Genomic DNA, 20,393 nt, shown 5'->3' with positions numbered 1-20,393 from the left:
TTCTGTGCCCGTTATTTAGTAAAACAGCCATCATTGCCGGAGCAATGCGCCGATGGGGCTTTTCCGGCACATTGAAAACGGAAAGCTTCGATGAAGACGGTGCGCTGCCGGCGGCGGGGCCGGCAACAATCATAAATGATTACATACTGCAATCATGAACGCTTTAGTCTGGACTTAAAAAAGCTGAGCCCTGTTGCCTGCAGAACCCGGCTTGAAAAGGCTGTTTGAGAAACATTCTTAACTTGTCCAAAGGTTGGGGGACAGTTCATTTTCAGACGGCCTTTTGTTACGAGAAAGCAAACAATCAATAAATGATATTTTTACCATAGCCTTCCAATATTTTCTTGATTTTCAATACCGTTTCTTTCGGTGGCGGGTGAACGCCGGTTAATTTGTATTCATCGCCGCATAAAGCCCATTTGTGCGCACCCAATTCGTGATAAGGCAAGAGTTCAACGGTTTCGATGTTCTCCATGCCACCGATAAATTCACCCAACAAATTGGCCGAACGTTCATCGTCGGTATAACCCGGCACAATCACATAGCGCACGCGTGCCGGCTGTTTGCGCTCGGACAGATAGCGGGCGAAATTTAAGGTTTTGGTATTCGGAATCCCAACCAACACTTTATGAATATCAGGATCAATTTGTTTCAAATCCAGCATCACCAAATTGGTGTGGTCAAGCAAACCGTCCAAAATCGAATCATAATGTAAAGCATAACCGTTGGTATCCAGGCAGGTATGAATGTCGTGTTCGCGGCAGGCGGTAAACCAATCACGCACGAATTCATATTGCAGCAGCGGCTCGCCGCCGGTGGCCGTTACACCGCCACCGGTCGCGCGCAGATAATGACGGTAAGCCATCACCTGCTTCATCACCTGTCCGACCGTCAGCTCTTGGGCTTTATCGGTATGCAAATCCCATGTGTCACGGTTGTGACAATACAGGCAGCGCATCAGACAGCCCTGAAGGAATAACACATAGCGCAAACCCGGGCCGTCGACTGTACCGCATGATTCGATGGAATGTACAATGCCTTTACCTTGGTAATGACGATGCCCTGCAGCATTGTCGGCTTTGGCACGGATACGCGGTTTGATGTCCTTGGCTTGCTGTTCGGGGGTAAGGGTAAATGCTTGCATAATTTAATCCGAATCACGATAAAGACCGTTTGAAAACCATACTATAAGACAATGCCGGATTCATCACCCGGCATTGTCTTTACAACGAACCCTATAGATTACATGGTTTCCGTAAAGGTACGGGTAATCACGTCTTGCTGTTGCTCACGGGTCAGTGAGTTAAAACGCACGGCATAGCCGGATACACGGATGGTCAATTGCGGATATTTATCAGGATTTTCCATCGCATCTTGCAGGGTTTCACGGTTCAACACGTTGACGTTCAAGTGTTGCCCGCCTTCCAATTCACCGGCTTCGTGGTGGAAATAACCATCCATCAAACCGGCCAAGTTGCGTTCACGTGAGCGTTCGTCTTTACCTAAAGCACCCGGCACAATTGAGAAAGTATAGGAAATACCGTCTTTGGCAAATTCAAACGGCAGTTTTGCGACTGAAGTCAACGAAGCAACCGCACCGTTCACATCACGACCGTGCATAGGGTTAGCGCCCGGGCCGAAAGGTGCGCCGGCGCGACGGCCGTCTGGGGTGTTACCGGTTTTCTTACCGTAAACCACGTTAGAAGTAATGGTCAACACGGATTGAGTTGGAACCGCATTGCGGTAGGTTTTGTGAGTAGCCACTTTACGCATGAAGCGTTCTACCAAATCACAGGCGATTTCATCGACACGGTCGTCATTGTTACCGAATTGCGGATATTCGCCTTCAATTTCAAAGTCAACAGCCACGCCGTTTTCGTCGCGAACCGGTCTTACTTTAGCATACTTAATCGCAGATAATGAGTCGGCAGCTACCGATAAACCGGCAATACCGCAAGCCATGGTGCGGATGATGTCGCGGTCATGCAAGGCCATCAGAGCGGCTTCGTATGAGTATTTGTCGTGCATGTAATGGATGATGTTCAGGGCGGTAACGTATTGGGTCGCGAGCCAATCCATGAATTGATCCATGCGTGCGAATACTGTATCGAAATCCAACACTTCGTCCAAAATCGGTTCGGATTTAGGCCCGACTTGTTCCTTCGTTTTTTCGTCCACACCGCCGTTGATTGCGTACAGCAAGGTTTTAGCCAAGTTGGCACGCGCACCGAAGAACTGCATTTGTTTACCGATAATCATCGGGCTTACACAACAGGCAATCGCATAGTCATCGCTGTTGAAGTCTGGGCGCATCAGGTCATCGTTTTCGTATTGCACAGATGAAGTGTCAATCGAAACTTTGGCACAGAATTCTTTAAAGCCTTGTGGTAATTGTTCAGACCACAAAATGGTAATGTTCGGCTCTGGAGATGGACCCATATTGTAGAGTGTATGCAGCACACGGAAGTTGCTGCGAGTCACCAAGGTGCGGCCGTCCAAACCCATACCACCGATAGATTCAGTTGCCCAAATCGGGTCGCCTGAGAACAATTGATCGTATTCCGGCGTACGCAGAAAACGAACCATACGCAGTTTCATTACCAAATGGTCGATAAATTCTTGCGCCTGGCTTTCGGTAATCACACCATTTTGCAAATCGCGCTCAATGTAAATATCCAAGAATGTTGATACGCGGCCAAACGACATGGCAGCACCGTTTTGCGATTTCACAGCTGCCAAATAAGCAAAGTAAGTCCACTGAATCGCTTCTTGAGCATTAGTAGCCGGTTTGGAAATATCATAGCCGTAAGAAGCGGCCATTTCTTTCATTTGCGCCAAGGCATTATATTGGTCGTTGATTTCTTCACGGCGGCGGATCACTTCTTCCAAATTCACACCGTTTTCCAAATCAGCTTGCAATGAGTTGTATTGATTCAGTTTGTCTTTCATCAAAAAATCAATACCGTACAAAGCCACGCGGCGATAGTCGCCAATAATACGGCCACGACCATAGGCATCAGGCAAACCGGTAATTACGCCGGATTTACGACAGCGGCGAATATCGGGCGTGTAAACGTCAAACACACCTTGGTTGTGTGTTTTGCGGTATTTGGTAAAGATTTCTTCTACTTCAGGGTTCAAATCAACGTTGTAAACCTGACACGCATCTTTCACCATTTTCAGGCCGCCAAACGGCATAATGGCACGTTTCAAAGGCTCATCGGTTTGCAGGCCGACAATGGTTTCCAAATCTTTGTCGATATAGCCCGGCTCATGGCTGGTAATGCCTGAAACCACTTGCGCATCAATTTTGTAAGGCTCGTGGGTACGGTTTTCAACTTTAATGCCTTCCATCACTTCCGCCCACAATTTGGTGGTCGCTTCGGTAGCCGGAGCCAAGAAGCCGGCGTCGCCTTCGTAAGGGGTGTAGTTTTTCTGAATAAAGTCACGAACATCTACGTTGGTTTCCCAGTTCCCACCAACAAAGCCTTCCCAGCCTAATGTGCGTTCTTGTACATCAGCAGACATATCAAACTCCTATTTAAAATTAAAGTAAAACTAACCAAATAATTTATATGTTAAGGATAGCACTTTTTACTCTAAAGAGATAGAAATAAAGATGAAATAAAATTACTTATCCATCTTAATTTGATTTACATCAAATCCAATTATAGCTACTTACAAACTACATTTACATTACCTTGGAATATTCTGAAAAGCAGTGTACAATCTAAGCCATCCGGCCCTTAAATAAATCCCCTTAAATAAATCAAATCTTGTCGGTTTCAAGGGCTGGTCTTCAGATGGCCTATCAGGCAAAAGGATGATGCAACACAATGGTTTCTTCACGATCGGGACCGGTCGAAACAATCGCCACGGGCGCACCGCAAATTTCTTCAATGCGTTTCAGATAAACTTTGGCATTCTCCGGCAAAGCATCATATTCTTTCACACCGAAAGTAGATTCCTTCCAACCCGGCATAGTTTCAAAAATCGGTTTGCACAATTCCACCGTATCCGAGCCGCAAGGTAAAATGTCGGTTTTGCTTCCGTCAGGTAATTCGTAGCCTACGCAGATATTGATTTCTTCGATACCGTCCATTACGTCCAATTTGGTGATGCACATACCAGAAATGCCGTTGACCTGAATCGAGCGTTTCAAAGCAGCCGCATCAAACCAACCGCAACGGCGCGCACGACCGGTTACCGAACCGAATTCGTGACCACGTTCGGCTAAGCCTGCACCCACTTCGCAGAACAATTCTGTCGGGAACGGCCCCGAACCCACGCGCGTTGTATAAGCCTTAACAATACCCAACACATAATCCAGCATTTGCGGACCTACCCCTGCACCGGCAGAAGCAGCACCAGCCAGGCAGTTGGATGAAGTCACAAACGGGTAAGTGCCGTAATCAATGTCAAGCAAAGTCCCTTGCGCACCTTCAAACAGCAATTTCCCACCGGCTTCGGCTTTATCATGCAATACACGCGAAACATCGGTAATCATCGGCACAATGCGCGCCGCCACTTTTTCAATCACCGCCATCACATCTTTAATTTTTACCGGTTCGACACCGTGCAAATGCTGCAATTGGACATTATAATAAGCCAAAATCGCTTCTAATTTTTCAGGGATTTTGTCCGTATTCAGCAAATCGCCGACGCGGATGGCACGGCGCGCCACTTTGTCTTCATAAGCAGGGCCGATACCACGGCCGGTGGTGCCGATTTTGCCTTTGCCGCGAGACGCCTCACGCGCTTGATCCAAGGCAATATGATAAGGCAGAATTAAAGGCGCAGTCGGTGCGATTTTCAAACGGCCTTCTACGTTTTTTATACCAGCAGCATTCAATTCGTCGATTTCACCCAGCAATGCTTCCGGAGAAACCACTACACCCGAGCCGATGAAACAATCCAATTGCTCATGCAAAATACCGCTTGGAATCAGACGTAAAATGGTTTTTTTACCGCCCACTACCAAGGTGTGGCCCGCATTATGGCCGCCTTGGAAGCGTACCACACCCGTGGTCTCTTCTGCCAGCCAGTCCACAATCTTACCTTTACCTTCGTCGCCCCATTGCGCGCCGATTACGACAACATTCTTAGCCATAAATTAAAATCCTGCTCTAAAAATTAATTAAACTTCAATTACTTTCCACACACCGTCGATTTCTTTCAGACGGCCTGCAATATTTTTCGAGCCATTGTGCCCAATGCCGTAATCGACAATCACACATTGCCCTTGCCCACGCAATGCTTCAATCGCCTGCTTGGCATTTTCCGCATCTTTTTGTGCCACTATCACCACCGATTGACGGTCGATTTTCGGCAAGCGGCCGATAAAGCTGCGCAAATCAAAGCTGAAACCTGCTGCCGGACGCGAACGCCCGAAATGCGCACCCAAGCCGTCATAACGGCCGCCACGCGCCACCGCATCATGACTCTTCGAACCGTAAGCGGCATACAGCAAACCGGTATGGTAATTATCTACGCGCAATTCCGATAAATCGATGTGTACGTTTTGCCCGGGGAATGCGTCACAAATCGCCTGCAACTCATCTAAAGCCTGACCGACGGCAAACAAATCTGGCAATTTCGCGCGGGCTTCGGCCAACACTTGACGGCTGCCATACAATGCAGGCAATAAAGTAAAGGCTTTGGCCCACATACCGTCCAGTTTCCAAGCTTTTACTTCATTGGCAACCGTTTGCGCATCCTTATCCTGCATCAACGCCAATAATTGCGCCGCCTGCCCTTCGTTTAATTGCGCTGCTTGTGCCAAGGCACGGAATACGCCGACGTGTCCCAAAGACAACAACAATTCACCCAGATCCGCAATTTTCATGCTTTTGAGCATCAAATCAACCACTTCGATATCGGCGGAAATACCGGTAAAACCGTACAGTTCGGCACCTACCTGCAAAGGTTCGCGTGTTTTCAAAAATCCGTCAGGACGCGCATGTAATACCGAACCGGCATAACACAAGCGGTTAATGCCGTTGTTGGCAGAAAGCAGGTGCGCATCGATACGGGCCACTTGCGGCGTGATGTCTGCACGAATACCCAATTGACGGCCACTGATTTGGTCGGCCACACGAATGGTTTTCAGAGACAAGCCTGCATCGATATGGGTGAGCAACGAATTGCTGTATTCCATCAACGGCGGCTGCACCAATTCATAACCGTGCACGCGGAATAAAGCCAGCAATTGCTCGCGTGCGTTTTCCAACTGGCGGGCATTTGTCGGCAAAACATCAGCAACGTGCTCGGGTAATTGCCAAGACTGCATGATTGTGTACCTTTTGTAAACATAAATAAGGCTGCTTAAAGCTTAAAATCAGACGGCCTTGCCGACTTTATCCGTGATCCTGATTTTAAATTTAAACAGCCTCTGAATGATGGTGCAAACCATCAAGTTATTAAAATCAGACTTTAACACAGAAAATTACATTTGTGCAGCTGCTTTTGAAGCTTTAAAGGCTGTCTGAAAATATTCAGACGGCCTGCTGTCTATTTCTTCAGGCAAACTGGAATTAACGGCTGAAAGAAATCAATGCCATGATTAAAACAAACAATCATTATGCCGCACCAGATACTTGACTAAACTACTCAGATATTAGAAAATCAAACCATGATAAAAAAAGCCACATACAGGCACATACCATGAGACTAACTACCAAAGGCCGCTTTGCCGTTACCGCCATGATTGACTTGGCCATGAACGCACAAACCGGTGCCGTCAAACTCAGCGCCATCAGCGAACGCCAAAGTATTTCTCTCTCTTATCTTGAACAGCTTTTCAGCAAGCTGCGCCGTGCGCAATTGGTGGAAAGTTTACGAGGGCCGGGCGGCGGCTATATCCTTGCCGCACCTGCCTCTGAAATCAACATTGCCCAAATCATCGAAGCAGCTGAAGACAAACTGGATGCCACCCAATGCAACAGCAAAGCCAACTGCCACCACGGCGCCCCCTGCCTGGCGCACGATTTATGGGAAAACCTCAATATTACCATCAACAATTATTTAAGCAGTGTTACCCTGCAAAGCATTATTGAGAAAAAACATACTGAGAGCAACGGCAAAATCGTTACTTTTACACACATTCATTAAACTACCTGATATACAAAAAGAAAGAGCAAATCATGTCCGTTACCCCCCCTGTATATTTAGACTATGCCGCCACCACACCGGTTGACAAACGCGTTGCCGAAAAAATGATTCCGTACCTGACCGAATTGTTCGGCAACCCTGCTTCCAACAGCCACCGCTTCGGCTGGGTGGCTGAAGAAGCGGTTGAAGAGGCACGCGCCAACATCGCGGCCTTGATTCACGCCGATCCGAAAGAAATTGTGTTCACCAGTGGTGCAACTGAATCCAACAACCTCGCCATCAAAGGCGTGGCCCATTTCTACAAAAGCAAAGGCAAACACTTAATCACGGTTAAAACCGAACACAAAGCCGTACTCGACGCCATGCGCGAATTGGAACGCCAAGGTTTTGAAGTGACTTATTTGAACGTACAGGAAAACGGTCTGATTGATTTGGAAGTCTTGAAAGCCGCCATCCGTGAAGACACCATTTTGATTTCCGTGATGTGGGTCAACAACGAAATCGGCGTGGTACAAGACATTCCAGCCATCGGAAAAATCTGCCGCGAACGCAAAATCATTTTCCACGTCGATGCTGCCCAAGCCTGCGGTAAAATTCCGGTTGACGTGGAAGCCGCCAAAGTGGATTTACTTTCTATGTCCGGCCACAAAGTTTACGGCCCTAAAGGCATCGGCGCATTGTATGTCCGCCGCAAACCGCGCGTCCGCTTGGAAGCGCAAATGCACGGTGGCGGTCACGAACGCGGTTTCCGTTCCGGCACCTTGGCCACCCATCAGATCGTCGGCATGGGCGAAGCATTCCGTTTGGCCAAAGAAGAATTGGAGTATGACACCGTTCACTACCTGAAATTGCGCGATATATTCTTAAAAGGCATCGAAGGTATTGAAGAAGTGTACATCAACGGCGATCTAGAACACCGTGTGCCGAATAATTTGAATGTGAGCTTCAACTTCGTCGAAGGAGAAAGCCTCATTATGGCCGTAAAAGAATTGGCCGTATCCAGCGGCTCAGCCTGTACTTCCGCCAGCTTGGAGCCGTCTTACGTATTACGAGCACTCGGCCGAAACGATGAATTAGCACACTCTTCCCTGCGCATTACCTTCGGCCGCATGACCACCGAAGAAGAAGTCGCCTACGCCTCCGAATTGATTAAATCGAAAATCGGCAAATTGCGCGAGTTATCGCCATTGTGGGAAATGCACTTGGAAGGCATTGATTTGAGTACCATTGAGTGGGCAGCGCACTAAAGACAGACTGTCTGCACAGAAAACATTATACATTATCATGAAAACGCCGTTGAAATATGCTTCAATCTTGACTTTTCTGCCACTATCCGGCTGCTTTTTTGTCGGGCAGATTTATGATAAGGTTTACGAAGACTGCCAACTTACCTCACCTGAAGCCTTCAACATGATGCCTGAAAAACACCGGGCAGATTTGGCAAAAAAATGTGGTTGGAAACAGCAAACCGCATCAGAAACTGTCGGCAACAACCGTTTGTCCACAGTCAAAATGTGTGCCGCACCAGTGATAACTCTGCCTTCCGCCCGCAGCAAACCCGACGGTATACAGGAAACTGCCCTGCCCGGAGGACTGATCTTGAAATATGAGGTTAAAAACGGCAAAACAACCGATGAAATCAAGGTTTACTACCCAAACGGTACATTGGAAACCCATACCCGTTTTAAAAACGGCTATGCCGAAGGCTGGTCGGAGGGCTATTATCCTTCCGGCAAATTGAAAACCCTCTTCCTGTATCAGAAAGGCAAAATCGTGCGTTACCAAAGTTATCAGGAAAACGGGGGCAAAACAGAAGACAAAGTTTTAAAATGCCCGTAAGCCGTCTGAAACATACGCAGCTAAAAAATACGAGATAGCCGATTTACTCCCCTTACTAAAAACCGCGCTGTCTGTCTTGAATTTCTTTCAGACAGCCTAAACTACAAACCAAACCGATACCCTAATATAAGGAACATACATTATGGCCTACAGCAACAAAGTAATCGACCATTACGAAAATCCCCGCAATGTCGGCACGTTCGACAAAGGCGACGACAGTGTCGGCACCGGCATGGTCGGCGCGCCGGCTTGCGGCGACGTTATGCGCTTGCAAATCAAAGTCAACAATGAAGGCATTATTGAAGATGCCAAATTCAAAACCTACGGCTGCGGTTCTGCCATTGCCTCTTCCAGCCTGATTACCGAATGGGTCAAAGGCAAAAGCTTGGACGATGCTTTAGCCATTAAAAACAGCGATATCGCCGAAGAATTGGAATTACCGCCGGTAAAAGTCCACTGCTCGATTTTGGCAGAAGATGCCGTTAAAGCAGCGGTTGCCGACTACCGTAAGAAAAATGAAGTTTAATCATGTTTCAGACAGCCTATTCCCGACTTTAGGCCGTCTGAAACGTTCAGTTCAATAAAGGAAAGAATATATGATTACGCTGACTGAAAATGCAGCCAAACACATCAACGGCTATCTGGCAAAACGCGGCAAAGGCTTGGGCGTGCGCTTGGGCGTGAAAACCAGCGGCTGCTCGGGCATGGCTTATAATCTTGAATTTGTCGATGAAGCCGATGCCATGGATACCGTTTTTGAAGCCTTTGGCGCAAAAGTATTCGTCGATCCTAAAAGCCTTGTCTATTTAGACGGAACACAAGTCGATTACACCAAAGAAGGCTTGCAGGAAGGTTTCAAATTTGAAAACCCGAATGTCAAAGATTCTTGCGGTTGTGGTGAAAGCTTCCACGTTTAAACCGTGCATCCACTGCCGAAATAATCCGCCAAATTCAAGTATTGGTTCGGCATTACCCGCGCATCGAATTAAATATTTTGGCAAAGCCGACAATATTCATGCGAATATTGGAAAAATTGTCTCTTATTGCCGGAAGAAGACTGCCTGCGCCGCTTCCGAAGTTATTATTGGTAAGACTTAGCGCAAAATCTGCCTGCCAGCCCGATTTTTGGCGGCCGAGTCTGGTTGTGGTTTGGTAATAAATTTCATCCGAAGAAAAGATAAATGTCTTAACCTAATTGCGCTACAATATCCATTCGTCAGCTACCTGTGAAGCCAAGCGCACCATTTTGAAAATAGCGCGTAAAAATCATGACGAAAGCGGGTATACTGCGCGGCTTCACCAATTGGCACCGATATTCCCACTGGGAAAAACATTCCGCCCCTTCCACTTTTTTACAAAGAAAGCAGCCGCGCAGAGTGGCTGTATGATTTCCCATCATGAGCCAATATTTCAACCTATTCCAACTGCCTGCCGCATTCGACCTTGATAACGGCCAGCTTGAACAGACGTACCGTGTTTTGGCAGCTCGTTTTCATCCCGACAAATTTGCCGCTGCTTCTGCTTTCGAACAAAAGCAAGCGGTTATGATGTCTGCCACTATCAACGAAGCTTATTACACCTTAAAAAACCCAATTGACCGTGCTTCCTATTTATTGAAAGCACGGAACATCGATGCGGACGCACCGGAGCACACGACTTTTGCACCGGAATTTCTGATGCAGCAAATGGAATGGCGCGAAACCTTGATGGATGCCCAAATGGAACAAAATCAGGCCGCACTTGCCGCTTTAGATGAAGAAATCCGAAACGAGCAAAAATCATTGTTTGCCGCATTAAGCCTCGCTTTTCAAGAAGAGGATTATGAAAATGCCGCCCAGTTGGTACGCCAAGGCCGTTTTCTGAATAAACTGCGCAGCGAAATCACCGCCGCTTTATAACCCGTTGATATGAAAAACGAGGCCGTCTGAAACTTTTTTTGTGGTTTGATGTATTTTTATGTTAAATATCGGAACAATATCAAGGCAATATCATTTTTATCATGACACATATTAAATTACTCATTTTAACCTTAAGCAGTTTATTGATGGCCGGTTGCCAAAGCTACCAAGATAACCAAAGCCGCCGCAGTAAAATCGCCCAATTTTTTATCAACCATCCCGTAGCTGCACAAGCCATCGGCGTTCAAGATAAAAAATCCACCAACATTACCAGCAATGCTGTCCGCCTGTCGGAGCGTACCGGCTTGGATAATCAGGCCAACGGTGACGGCCGCGGCACACAAGTCAACGCCGTACGCCACGCGCTTTGGCAGGCCGCCATTTCTTCACAATTCGACAGCGAAATTGCCGAACGTGCGGGCAATGCTTACCTGAATGACACCGATTTGCGCGAAGGCAAAACCGATTATTACAGCCGTTTGGCTGCCGACCAAGCCGTTGATTTGCGCAACAACCGTATCGGCCGCAGTATTGGCAGCGGCAAACCGAATACCGATATGAAAACACTTGCCTACGGCGTTTTGTTTTACTACCACAAAGTGGGCTTATGGACAGCCGGCCAAGTCAAAGAGCACGGCCGAAAAGTTTGGCGCATCAGCCAAAACAAACTGGGCCAGGCCGAATATAAAAAAGCCACCGCCAATTTGGAACCGTTGAACTCAAACGGCATGACTGCGGAAGAAGAACGCAAATATTCTTCCGGCACACTGCGCGACATTACCAAATCAGTGCAAGCCATCAGTAAAATTCAAGATTAGCAGCAACCTTTACATTCCAGTGGGAGCCTTAAAAGGCTCCCCTGATTTTTAAGAGCTGCCGTACTTCTGCTGGTCGGAAAATCGGCGTACACTAGGGCATGCCCTCATTTCAACATGCGGCATCTTTTCGGCATAAAAAACCGTTTGCTGCGTTGAAAATGCCCGCAAGGTGTCCGACCTTGCCGCTCCGGCCGGTTTTACCGGCTCAGCGTGTCAAACCAGCCTCTTTAAGTATCATCTTGTATACGCACTTTTCTGCCCGAAAATTTGTGACGCAGACAAAATGAAGACACGCCCTAATACCGTATCCGAAATTAAGTTATGAATATGGCAAAACATCAAACCGATATTCTCACCGACAAGTTCAAGCTGCTGTCCACCACTAAAATTCCGTCTGAAACTGTACCGTTTCAACAACAGCGTTTTCACAGAAAGGTTAAAACATGAATTTCCCACCCCGCTTTGTTTCTTCCCTCCGCATGCGCCGTATGCGTAAAGATGATTTTTCCCGCCGCCTGATGCGTGAGCATACTTTGACGGCGGACGATTTGATTTATCCGGTTTTTGTGTTGGAAGGTGAAAGAGTGGAAGAAAATGTTCCATCTATGCCGGGTGTGAAACGTCAAAGTTTGGATAAACTATTGTTCACCGCCGAAGAAGCCCTGAATTTGGGCATTCCGATGTTGGCACTGTTTCCGGTAGTGGCCAAAAACAAAACCGAATTCGCTGAAGAAGCTTATAATCCTGATGGTTTAGTGCCGACGGTGGTACGCATGCTGCGTGAAAAATTCCCTGAATTGGGCATCATGACCGATGTGGCACTCGACCCTTACACCATTCACGGCCAAGACGGTTTGACCGATGCAAGCGGCTACGTATTAAACGACGAAACCATCAAAGTTTTGGTCAAACAGGCCTTGTGTCACGCTGATGCCGGTGCGCAAGTGGTCGCACCTTCCGACATGATGGACGGCCGTATTCTCGCTATTCGTGAAGCATTGGAAAATGCCGGCCATATCCACACCCGCATTATGGCCTATTCTGCCAAATATGCTTCTGCTTTCTACGGTCCGTTCCGCGATGCGGTCGGCAGCTCAAGCAACCTGGGCAAAGCCGATAAAAAAACCTATCAAATGGATCCGGCCAATACCAACGAAGCCTTGCAGGAAGTCGCTTTGGATTTACAGGAAGGCGCGGATATGGTGATGGTTAAACCGGGTCTGCCTTATCTCGACGTAGTCCGCCGCGTGAAAGACGAATTTGGCGTACCGACTTACGCTTATCAAGTGTCCGGCGAATATGCAATGTTGCAGGCTGCGATTCAAAACGGCTGGATGGATGGCAGGAAAGTCATTCTGGAAAGCCTGCTGGCCTTCAAACGCGCCGGTGCCGATGGTATTTTGACCTACTATGCCATTGAAGCCGCAAAAATGCTGCGCGCCAGATATGGCTGATTAACTTGAAAACGAACACCCGGGGCAGATCGATACTACGTATCCGATCTTTGCCCGCAAGCGCAAACTTTACTCTGAATTTAAACAGTTTCCTTGCTTTTAAGCAAATATCGGACTCAAGAATCCGGCCGTCCAAATGTAGTTATGGTTCATTTAACCAGCTATATCTGAATCAAGGCCGTCTGAAACACCAAGCAGAAAACCCTGTTTGATTTTTCAGACGGCCTTTTAATACATCATCAGCATCCGTAATAATTTCACTACCCGACACAGTTTAATCAATTCAACCATTTTTTAGCATTCAAACCTTTCCCATGACATTTTGTTCCAAAAACATACTACTCACGTTTAAACTAACCAACTGTTTTTATCACTGAAAAAAAAATTAATCTATTTAATTTATTGGTAAAATTCTTTACACTATATTTACATTATATTTACACTACATTCAATTACAAATATACTGGCATTTAATTATTACTATAATTTCGAATTCCGCTATTTAAAGTAATTTTCTAGATCATCAGATAATCTTCTTGAAAATCCTGTCTTTTCAATTCATTTTCACAAAGGAACACAGTATGGATTTACATGCAAAAGACAAATCCGAACACGCAGAAAACGTCGAGCTGCTCAGCGCGCAAAAGCCGATTACCGACTTCAAAGGCCTGATTATCACGCTTGTGGCTGCGGTAGCCTGCTATGGCATTTACCACATCCTGCCTTACGAAACCAATGCCAATAAAGGCTTGGCTTTGCTGATTTTCGTGGCGGTTTTATGGTTTACCGAAGCGGTCCACATCACCATTACCGCGCTGATGGTACCGGTAGCCGGTGCCATTTTGGCTTTTCCGGAAATAGATATCAAAAAAGCCATGGCCGGTTTTGCCGACCCAACCATTTATATTTTCTTCGGTGGTTTCGCCTTGGCAACTGCCATGCACATGCAGCGTCTTGACCGTAAAATTGCCGTCAGCCTGCTGATGCTCTCCCGAGGCAACATGAAAGCTGCGGTATTGATGATGTTCGGCGTGACCGCGTTTTTATCAATGTGGATCAGCAACACCGCCACCGCCGCGATGATGCTGCCGTTGGCCATGGGCATGATGGATCACTTGGATAAAGAAAAAGACCGTAAAACCTTCGTTTTCGTGCTGCTCGGTATTGCTTATTGCGCCAGCATCGGCGGCTTGGGTACAGTAGTCGGTTCACCGCCGAACATGATTGCCGCCAAAGCATTAGATTTGGACTTTGCCGAATGGATAAAGCTTGGTCTGCCGATGATGCTGTTGATTTTGCCGTTGATGCTTCTTGCGTTGTTCATCATTCTGAAACCGAATTTAAACGATCGTGTTGAAGTCAAAACCGAAGTAATCCCGTGGACTTTGCACCGCGTTATCGCCCTGCTGATTTTCTTGACAACTGCTTGCGCGTGGATTTTCAGCTCGAAAATCAAAGCCGCATTCGGCATTGCCAATCCCGATACCGTAATTGCCTTGATGGCCGCGATTGCTGTAGTAGTATTCGGTGTGGCTCAATGGAAAGAAGTTGCCCGCAATACCGACTGGGGCGTATTGATGCTCTTCGGCGGCGGTATCAGCTTAAGCGCATTGCTGCAGCAATCCGGCGCATCGTTGGCTTTAGGCCAACAAGTAGCAACTACCTTCTCAGGCGCTCATCCCCTGCTGGTGATTTTGGTGGTGGCTGCGTTCATTATCTTCCTGACCGAATTTACCAGCAATACCGCTTCTGCCGCGCTGTTGGTACCGATTTTTGCCACCATCGCCGCGCAAATGGAGCTGCCTGAACAAGTATTGGTATTCGTCATCGGTATCGGCGCATCGTGTGCATTTATGCTGCCGGTGGCAACACCGCCAAACGCAATTGTGTTTGGTACTGGACTCATTCGTCAAAAAGAAATGATGAATGTCGGTATTCTGCTGAATATCATGTGCGTATTCTTGGTGGCTTTTTGGGCATACTTTACGCTGATGTAAGCAATTGCATAATCCCTTAATTCAGGCCGTCTGAAAATAATTCTTTCAGACGGCCTTGAATTTTCTCTGTTACACTCCATTTCCTAAAAACATTTAACGAAAGGAATCCCATGATTATTCTGCACACCAACAAAGGTGACATCAAAATCGAACTGGATTTTGACAAAGCACCGATTACCGCGGCCAACTTCGAGCAGTACGTTAAAGAAGGCTTCTACGACGGCATAATTTTCCACCGCGTAATTAAAGGCTTTATGATTCAAGGCGGCGGCATGGATGAAAACATGAGCGAAAAAACCACCCGCGATCCGATTCAAAACGAGGCAGGTAACGGTTTGCCAAACGTAAAATACAGCATCGCCATGGCGCGCACTTCCGACCCGCACTCTGCCAGCGCGCAATTCTTCATCAATACTGCCGACAATACGTTCTTAAACCACCGTTCGAAAGAAATGCACGGCCGCAATGTAGTGCAGGAATGGGGCTATGCCGTATTCGGTAAAGTGGTTGAAGGTTTTGATGTGGTGGACGCGATTGAAGGCGTAGCCACCAAACGCCACGGCTACCATGATGACGTGCCCTCTGAAGCGGTAGTGATTACCAAAGCCGAAGTGGTTTAATCATTGAATGCGTCTATGCCGCCCGAACATTTTCCGGCGGCATTCTACGGCCGCCCGAAAAGCAGTAATTTATTATAGGATTCAAATGATAATCTGCTCGTTTTCAAACTAACAGAATTTTCCATTGTCACGTATAATAAGCAATCAACCCATGACATCACCGGGAATCGACACATGAAATGGCAAGGACGCAGACAAAGCTCAAATGTAGAAGACCGCCGCGGCAGAGGCGGCGGCGGTAAAACGCCCGGGATTATCGGCATCATCGTGTTGCTGGTCGGCGCTTATTACGGTGTCGATTTATCTGGTTTGGTCGGCACCCCAAGCATGGGCGTGACCCGGCAATCCACCTTGGATAACAAATTGGAAAGCCAATTAAACGAACTGTCGCGCGTAGTATTGGCTGACACCGAACAAACCTGGCACAAAATTTTTGCCCAACACGGCCAGCAATACCGCCCGGCCAAAATGGTGCTCTACACCGGCGGCACACCCACCGCCTGCGGCACCGGTCAAGCTGCGATGGGGCCTTTCTATTGCCCGGGCGATCAAACCGTTTACTTAGATTTATCGTTTTATGAAGACATGCGCACCAAATTGGGCGCTTCAGGCGATGCCGCCTTTGCCTACGTAATCGCCCACGAAGTCGGCCACCACGTTCAGAATCTATTAGGCATTTTGCCGCAAATCCATCAGGCGCAACAGGGTGCAAACCAGAAGCAGGCCAACGCCTTATCTGTCAAACTGGAATTGCAGGCCGACTGCTTTGCCGGTATTTGGGCGCGTGATTCAATCAACCAAAACCTGCTTGACACCAGCGACGTGCAAGAAGCCATGCTCGCTGCCGAATCCGTCGGCGACGACCGCTTGCAGAAAAAATCACAAGGCTATGTGGTACACGACAGCTTCACCCACGGTTCATCTGCCGAGCGCATGGCGTGGTTGAAACGCGGCATCGACAGCGGCGACATCAACCAATGCAACACCTTTGCCGCCAATTGATTTTTCAGTATAAAACAAGGCCGTCTGAAAGATTCAGACGGCCTTTTATCAGCGGAAACCGACACCTGAATTTGCTATAATCCCTTTTCTTTTCCATTTTTCAGACCGCCACCATGCTCAGCTACCGCCATGCCTTTCATGCCGGCAACCATGCCGATATGCTCAAACATTTCACCCTGTTTCTCGCCTTAGAATACTTCAACCGCAAAGACAAACCCTATTGGTACATCGATACCCACAGCGGTGCCGGCATGTACGATTTAAGCAGCAGCGAAGCGCAAAAAGTCGGCGAATATAAACAAGGCATTGCCTTGCTCAACCAAGCACAAAACCTACCGAACGGGCTTGCCGAGTTCGCAGGCCGTCTGAAACAAATCCTGCCGCAGGAAAACCACTATTGCGGTTCGCCCTGGCTGGCACAAGCCATAACGCGCGAAAACGACAAGCTACGTTTGTTCGAACGGCATCCGAGCGACTTGCAGCATCTGCAAAACAATATGCACGAAGCCCGTTTGGGACGGCGCGGCATCATCAGCCAAGGCGACGGCTATCAAGGTCTGATTGCCTTATTGCCGCCGCCAACCCGCCGCGCACTGGTGCTGATTGATCCGCCATATGAAGAAAAACAAGATTACCGGTGCGTGGTACACACCCTGAAAGAAGCACAAAAGCGTTTTGAATCCGGCTGCTACATGGTGTGGTATCCGTGCTTGAGCCGCGGAGAAAGCCAAAAACTGCCAAAGCGGCTGCAAAAACTTTCACCCAAAAACTACCTGCACGCAGAATTACACGTCCACACACCGCGCGCCGACGGTTTCGGCATGCACGGTAGCGGTATGTTCATCATCAATCCGCCTTATCTTTTGGCCGAACAGCTGCAAAACAACCTTCCCGTGCTGACTGACATTTTGGCGCAAGACCAAGGCGCAAGATTCGTATTGGATTATCAGATTAAATAAACGCACAGGCCGTCTGAAATAATTTTCAGACAGCCTGAAATGTCAGAAACAGCCGCATTGATCCGACAGATGGAAAAAAATCCTGTAATACTTTAAAAAAGTATACCCTTCAAACCATTATGCGATTGAACCGCATGATCAAAAATTATCAGACGGCGCGACTCCTTTTGCCGATGCCTCTAATCCTTAAAAGGAAATGGGTTAGCCGCCGTTTCATTAAGCCACGGATAACGCATTCCGCCTGACCACAGGCCAGCGGTCGGGTAATACGGGCAAACTTTCGACCAATATTATTGTACACGCAGGCGGCCGCAAACGGATGAACCTCATAGCTCTGATATGCCATACCGTTATCAGAATGGCAGCATAACATCCGTGGGAAAAGTCATCATGCCGGCGGAGAAACAATCCCAGACCGGCTGGTTTTTAATTTTGCGGCCAAGGCTGCCGTCCGTGGCACAACACGCCATCCGCAAATCGTTTAGAGATGGCATATGCCTGCATTTTCTATTACAATTTACTACATCTTTTCAGACGGTCTCATTATCATGCGTCCAAGCCTTTTTTTATTTGCTTTATCTATCATCACCCCATTCTTTCTGAATAATGCATCAGCCGCATACCGTAAGACCGGTAATTCGTATCGGAAGAAAAATTCCGCTGAATCTGCAACTGCACCGCCAGTAAAATGTTCGACAGCATTTCTGCGCAAAACTTAACCGACATGCCCAACGGAAAAACCAGCCCCGGATTAACCGGCCACTCCAGACTTGACGCCTTGGTTTGTGCCGAAAAAAACATCAACAGGCCTGCTGCGGTATCGGCGGTTACTTCAGAAATGACAACGTTGCAACAACCCCCAATATCAGGCGGCCATTCAAGGCCAACACTTTTATGCCGTCTGAAACTGAGATCCAATGACTTTTTATTGAAGAAAAGAGTATGACATGACTACTTTAGCGCAATTTTTACCGCAACACCTGCAACAAACCGCCATGCCTGCCGAATTGGGCAGCGTGTTGCAATCCGTTGTTTCTGCCTGCGGAGACATCAGCAATAAAGTCCGCCTGGGCACATTGGCCGGTGTGTTAGGCATGGCCGGAACGGGCAACGTGCAAGGCGAAGACCAGAAAAAACTCGATGTTATCGCCAACAATATTTTGATTGATGTATTGAAAAGCAACCCGAATGTTGCCGGTTTGGCCAGCGAAGAAGAAGACACTTTTGTCACCTGCAACGCCAACGGCGGATATTTGGTTTTGTTCGACCCGCTTGATGGTTCGTCCAATATTGATGTCAATATTTCCGTCGGCACCATTTTCTCGATTTTGGCCAAACCGGAAGGTATGTTAAACACCGAATCTTTCCTGCAAAAAGGCAAAGACCAAGTTGGCAGCGGTTATGTGTTGTACGGTCCGCAAACCCAACTCGTCTTTACATTGAAACACGGTGTATTTGTGTTCACCCTGAATGAGAACAATGAATTTGTGCTGACCCAGGAAAATCCGCAGATTCCAGCCGCAACCAAGGAATTTGCAATTAATATGTCCAACCAACGCCATTGGTTCGCGCCTATGCAGCAATACATCGATGAACTTTTGGCCGGAGAAACCAGTACGCGCGGTAAAAACTACAATATGCGCTGGGTAGCAAGTATGGTGGCTGAAGTCCACCGCATCTTAATGCGCGGCGGCGTGTTTATGTATCCGCAAGACAAGCGCGACCCAAGCAAACCCGGCAAACTGCGTCTGATGTATGAAGCGAATCCTTTAAGCCTGATTTTCGCCCAAAGCGGCGGCGCAGCCAGCAATACACTGGAGGATATTCTCAGCATCCGACCTTTCGGCCTGCACCAACGCGTATCGGTCATCATGGGCAGCCGCGAAGAAGTGGACCGCGTCAACGAACTGCATAAGGCTTGATACTTGAATAGACCAAATCTTGGTTTGAACCATGATTTTGTTGTGACGGACAATTCTTTATCAAATTAAAAGGCCGTCTGAAACATAAACTGCACCCCAAAAGTAGGCACCCCTTCCAACTAAAAAGGTGCGGTTTTCTTCAGTTTTTTTACTGTCCAAATATACACCGGACTTCAAATACTGGGACCTACCCCATTATCACCAAGTGCACAGCCGGCAGCGCGCTTCAAAGCCTCACGCACACACCTGCGCCAGCGGATAGCCGCCTGTCGGCACCGCCGCACTGCAAAAACCGCAGGCAAACCCCATGCAAACCAAACGCAAAAACCCGTTTGCCGCCGATAAGCCCCACATGAAAAAAACAGGCAGCGCCATATGCGTGCGCAGAACGGCTGCCTAAAGCACATGAAAGCGCCCAACGGAAAGGAAGGGTCGCCGCCGAAGCCTGCCGGACCGTTCAAAAGCCGGGAGCAGGACGGGTTTCAGGTTTCAGACGGCATGGGGGAATCCGTACTCATTTTTAAGTCAAACGGCTATCCCTTTATGCGGTATGCTTCGCACCATTCCTTCCCGGCCGGTTCCGCCCGGTAAAGTACCCCTCTCCGGTCAGCGAGGCTGCCCCTTTCAGACGGCCGGATGCCTTATCGGGCATTTGCACGAGCATTTTACCGTCCGGTCTGCGACCCGAAGAACAGGCCGCAATCCCGCGGTTGGACACAATATCGGCGGCAGGTACGGTTTGCCGTCCGTACATTCAAACCCGGCCACACCGGC

The 20,393-nt window shown here is 48.0% G+C and carries 19 protein-coding genes; 13 read left to right on the top strand and 6 right to left on the bottom strand.

The window, feature by feature from the left end:
• Positions 1-304: 304 nt before the first annotated feature.
• From pflA to C7N83_RS07495, 4 genes are all read right to left on the bottom strand, one after another.
• A complete protein-coding gene (gene pflA, locus C7N83_RS07510; protein ID WP_106741744.1) occupies positions 305-1,144 on the bottom strand; it encodes a pyruvate formate lyase 1-activating protein in 840 nt (279 codons plus the stop codon).
• Positions 1,145-1,242: 98 nt separating this feature from the next.
• Entirely contained in the window at positions 1,243-3,528 is a 2,286-nt protein-coding gene (pflB, locus tag C7N83_RS07505; protein ID WP_106741743.1) for a formate C-acetyltransferase, read from the bottom strand.
• 283 nt (positions 3,529-3,811) lie between these two features.
• Positions 3,812-5,110 (bottom strand): adenylosuccinate synthase, encoded by a 1,299-nt coding sequence (locus C7N83_RS07500; RefSeq protein ID WP_106741741.1) that lies wholly within the window; start codon positions 5,108-5,110, stop codon positions 3,812-3,814.
• A 27-nt stretch (positions 5,111-5,137) separates the two neighbouring features.
• A complete protein-coding gene (locus C7N83_RS07495; RefSeq protein WP_106741740.1) occupies positions 5,138-6,289 on the bottom strand; it encodes an ATP phosphoribosyltransferase regulatory subunit in 1,152 nt (383 codons plus the stop codon).
• A gap of 374 nt (positions 6,290-6,663) precedes the next feature.
• Between C7N83_RS07495 and iscR the strand changes: the two genes are divergently transcribed.
• From iscR to C7N83_RS07435, 12 genes are all read left to right on the top strand, one after another.
• Positions 6,664-7,110: a Fe-S cluster assembly transcriptional regulator IscR gene (gene iscR, locus C7N83_RS07490; protein WP_106741738.1), complete on the top strand. Its 447-nt coding sequence runs from the start codon at positions 6,664-6,666 to the stop codon at positions 7,108-7,110.
• Between the two features lie 32 nt (positions 7,111-7,142).
• The gene (locus C7N83_RS07485) at positions 7,143-8,357 is read left to right on the top strand and encodes an IscS subfamily cysteine desulfurase (protein ID WP_106741737.1); all 1,215 of its coding nucleotides are present in this window, start codon (positions 7,143-7,145) and stop codon (positions 8,355-8,357) included.
• A gap of 67 nt (positions 8,358-8,424) precedes the next feature.
• Complete coding sequence (locus C7N83_RS07480; protein ID WP_146135112.1) at positions 8,425-8,949, top strand: toxin-antitoxin system YwqK family antitoxin; 525 nt, start codon at positions 8,425-8,427, stop codon at positions 8,947-8,949.
• 142 nt (positions 8,950-9,091) lie between these two features.
• Positions 9,092-9,475 carry a Fe-S cluster assembly scaffold IscU gene (iscU, locus tag C7N83_RS07475; RefSeq protein WP_106741733.1) on the top strand — a complete coding sequence of 128 codons (384 nt, stop codon included), beginning with the start codon at positions 9,092-9,094 and terminating at the stop codon, positions 9,473-9,475.
• Between the two features lie 70 nt (positions 9,476-9,545).
• On the top strand, positions 9,546-9,866 hold the full coding sequence (iscA, locus tag C7N83_RS07470; RefSeq protein ID WP_106741731.1) for an iron-sulfur cluster assembly protein IscA: 321 nt from the start codon (positions 9,546-9,548) through the stop codon (positions 9,864-9,866).
• Positions 9,867-10,346: 480 nt separating this feature from the next.
• Positions 10,347-10,847 carry a Fe-S protein assembly co-chaperone HscB gene (gene hscB, locus C7N83_RS07465; RefSeq protein WP_106741730.1) on the top strand — a complete coding sequence of 167 codons (501 nt, stop codon included), beginning with the start codon at positions 10,347-10,349 and terminating at the stop codon, positions 10,845-10,847.
• A gap of 101 nt (positions 10,848-10,948) precedes the next feature.
• A complete protein-coding gene (locus C7N83_RS07460) occupies positions 10,949-11,665 on the top strand; it encodes a DUF6973 domain-containing protein (RefSeq protein ID WP_106741728.1) in 717 nt (238 codons plus the stop codon).
• 443 nt (positions 11,666-12,108) lie between these two features.
• A complete protein-coding gene (gene hemB / locus C7N83_RS07455; protein WP_106741727.1) occupies positions 12,109-13,119 on the top strand; it encodes a porphobilinogen synthase in 1,011 nt (336 codons plus the stop codon).
• 581 nt (positions 13,120-13,700) lie between these two features.
• Positions 13,701-15,116: an SLC13 family permease gene (locus tag C7N83_RS07450; protein WP_106741725.1), complete on the top strand. Its 1,416-nt coding sequence runs from the start codon at positions 13,701-13,703 to the stop codon at positions 15,114-15,116.
• A 110-nt stretch (positions 15,117-15,226) separates the two neighbouring features.
• Entirely contained in the window at positions 15,227-15,736 is a 510-nt protein-coding gene (locus C7N83_RS07445) for a peptidylprolyl isomerase (protein WP_106741724.1), read from the top strand.
• Positions 15,737-15,910: 174 nt separating this feature from the next.
• Positions 15,911-16,738, top strand: coding sequence for a KPN_02809 family neutral zinc metallopeptidase (ypfJ, locus tag C7N83_RS07440; protein WP_106741722.1), 828 nt, complete (start codon positions 15,911-15,913; stop codon positions 16,736-16,738).
• Positions 16,739-16,851: 113 nt separating this feature from the next.
• On the top strand, positions 16,852-17,697 hold the full coding sequence (locus tag C7N83_RS07435) for a 23S rRNA (adenine(2030)-N(6))-methyltransferase RlmJ (RefSeq protein ID WP_106741721.1): 846 nt from the start codon (positions 16,852-16,854) through the stop codon (positions 17,695-17,697).
• A 585-nt stretch (positions 17,698-18,282) separates the two neighbouring features.
• On the opposite strand, the gene C7N83_RS14225 is transcribed toward C7N83_RS07435, so the two are convergent.
• Positions 18,283-18,615 (bottom strand): hypothetical protein, encoded by a 333-nt coding sequence (locus tag C7N83_RS14225; protein WP_146135111.1) that lies wholly within the window; start codon positions 18,613-18,615, stop codon positions 18,283-18,285.
• A gap of 29 nt (positions 18,616-18,644) precedes the next feature.
• Here C7N83_RS14225 and C7N83_RS07425 point away from each other — a divergent pair, with 29 nt between their 5' ends.
• Positions 18,645-19,619 carry a class 1 fructose-bisphosphatase gene (locus C7N83_RS07425; protein WP_106741718.1) on the top strand — a complete coding sequence of 325 codons (975 nt, stop codon included), beginning with the start codon at positions 18,645-18,647 and terminating at the stop codon, positions 19,617-19,619.
• Positions 19,620-19,853: 234 nt separating this feature from the next.
• On the opposite strand, the gene C7N83_RS14750 is transcribed toward C7N83_RS07425, so the two are convergent.
• A complete protein-coding gene (locus C7N83_RS14750; protein ID WP_170064849.1) occupies positions 19,854-19,994 on the bottom strand; it encodes a hypothetical protein in 141 nt (46 codons plus the stop codon).
• Positions 19,995-20,393 lie beyond the last annotated feature (399 nt).

Origin of the sequence: Neisseria iguanae (assembly GCF_003013245.1) — a bacterium.
In the GTDB taxonomy this organism is placed as follows: domain Bacteria; phylum Pseudomonadota; class Gammaproteobacteria; order Burkholderiales; family Neisseriaceae; genus Neisseria; species Neisseria iguanae.
This window is presented reverse-complemented; position numbering and strand designations above follow the sequence as displayed.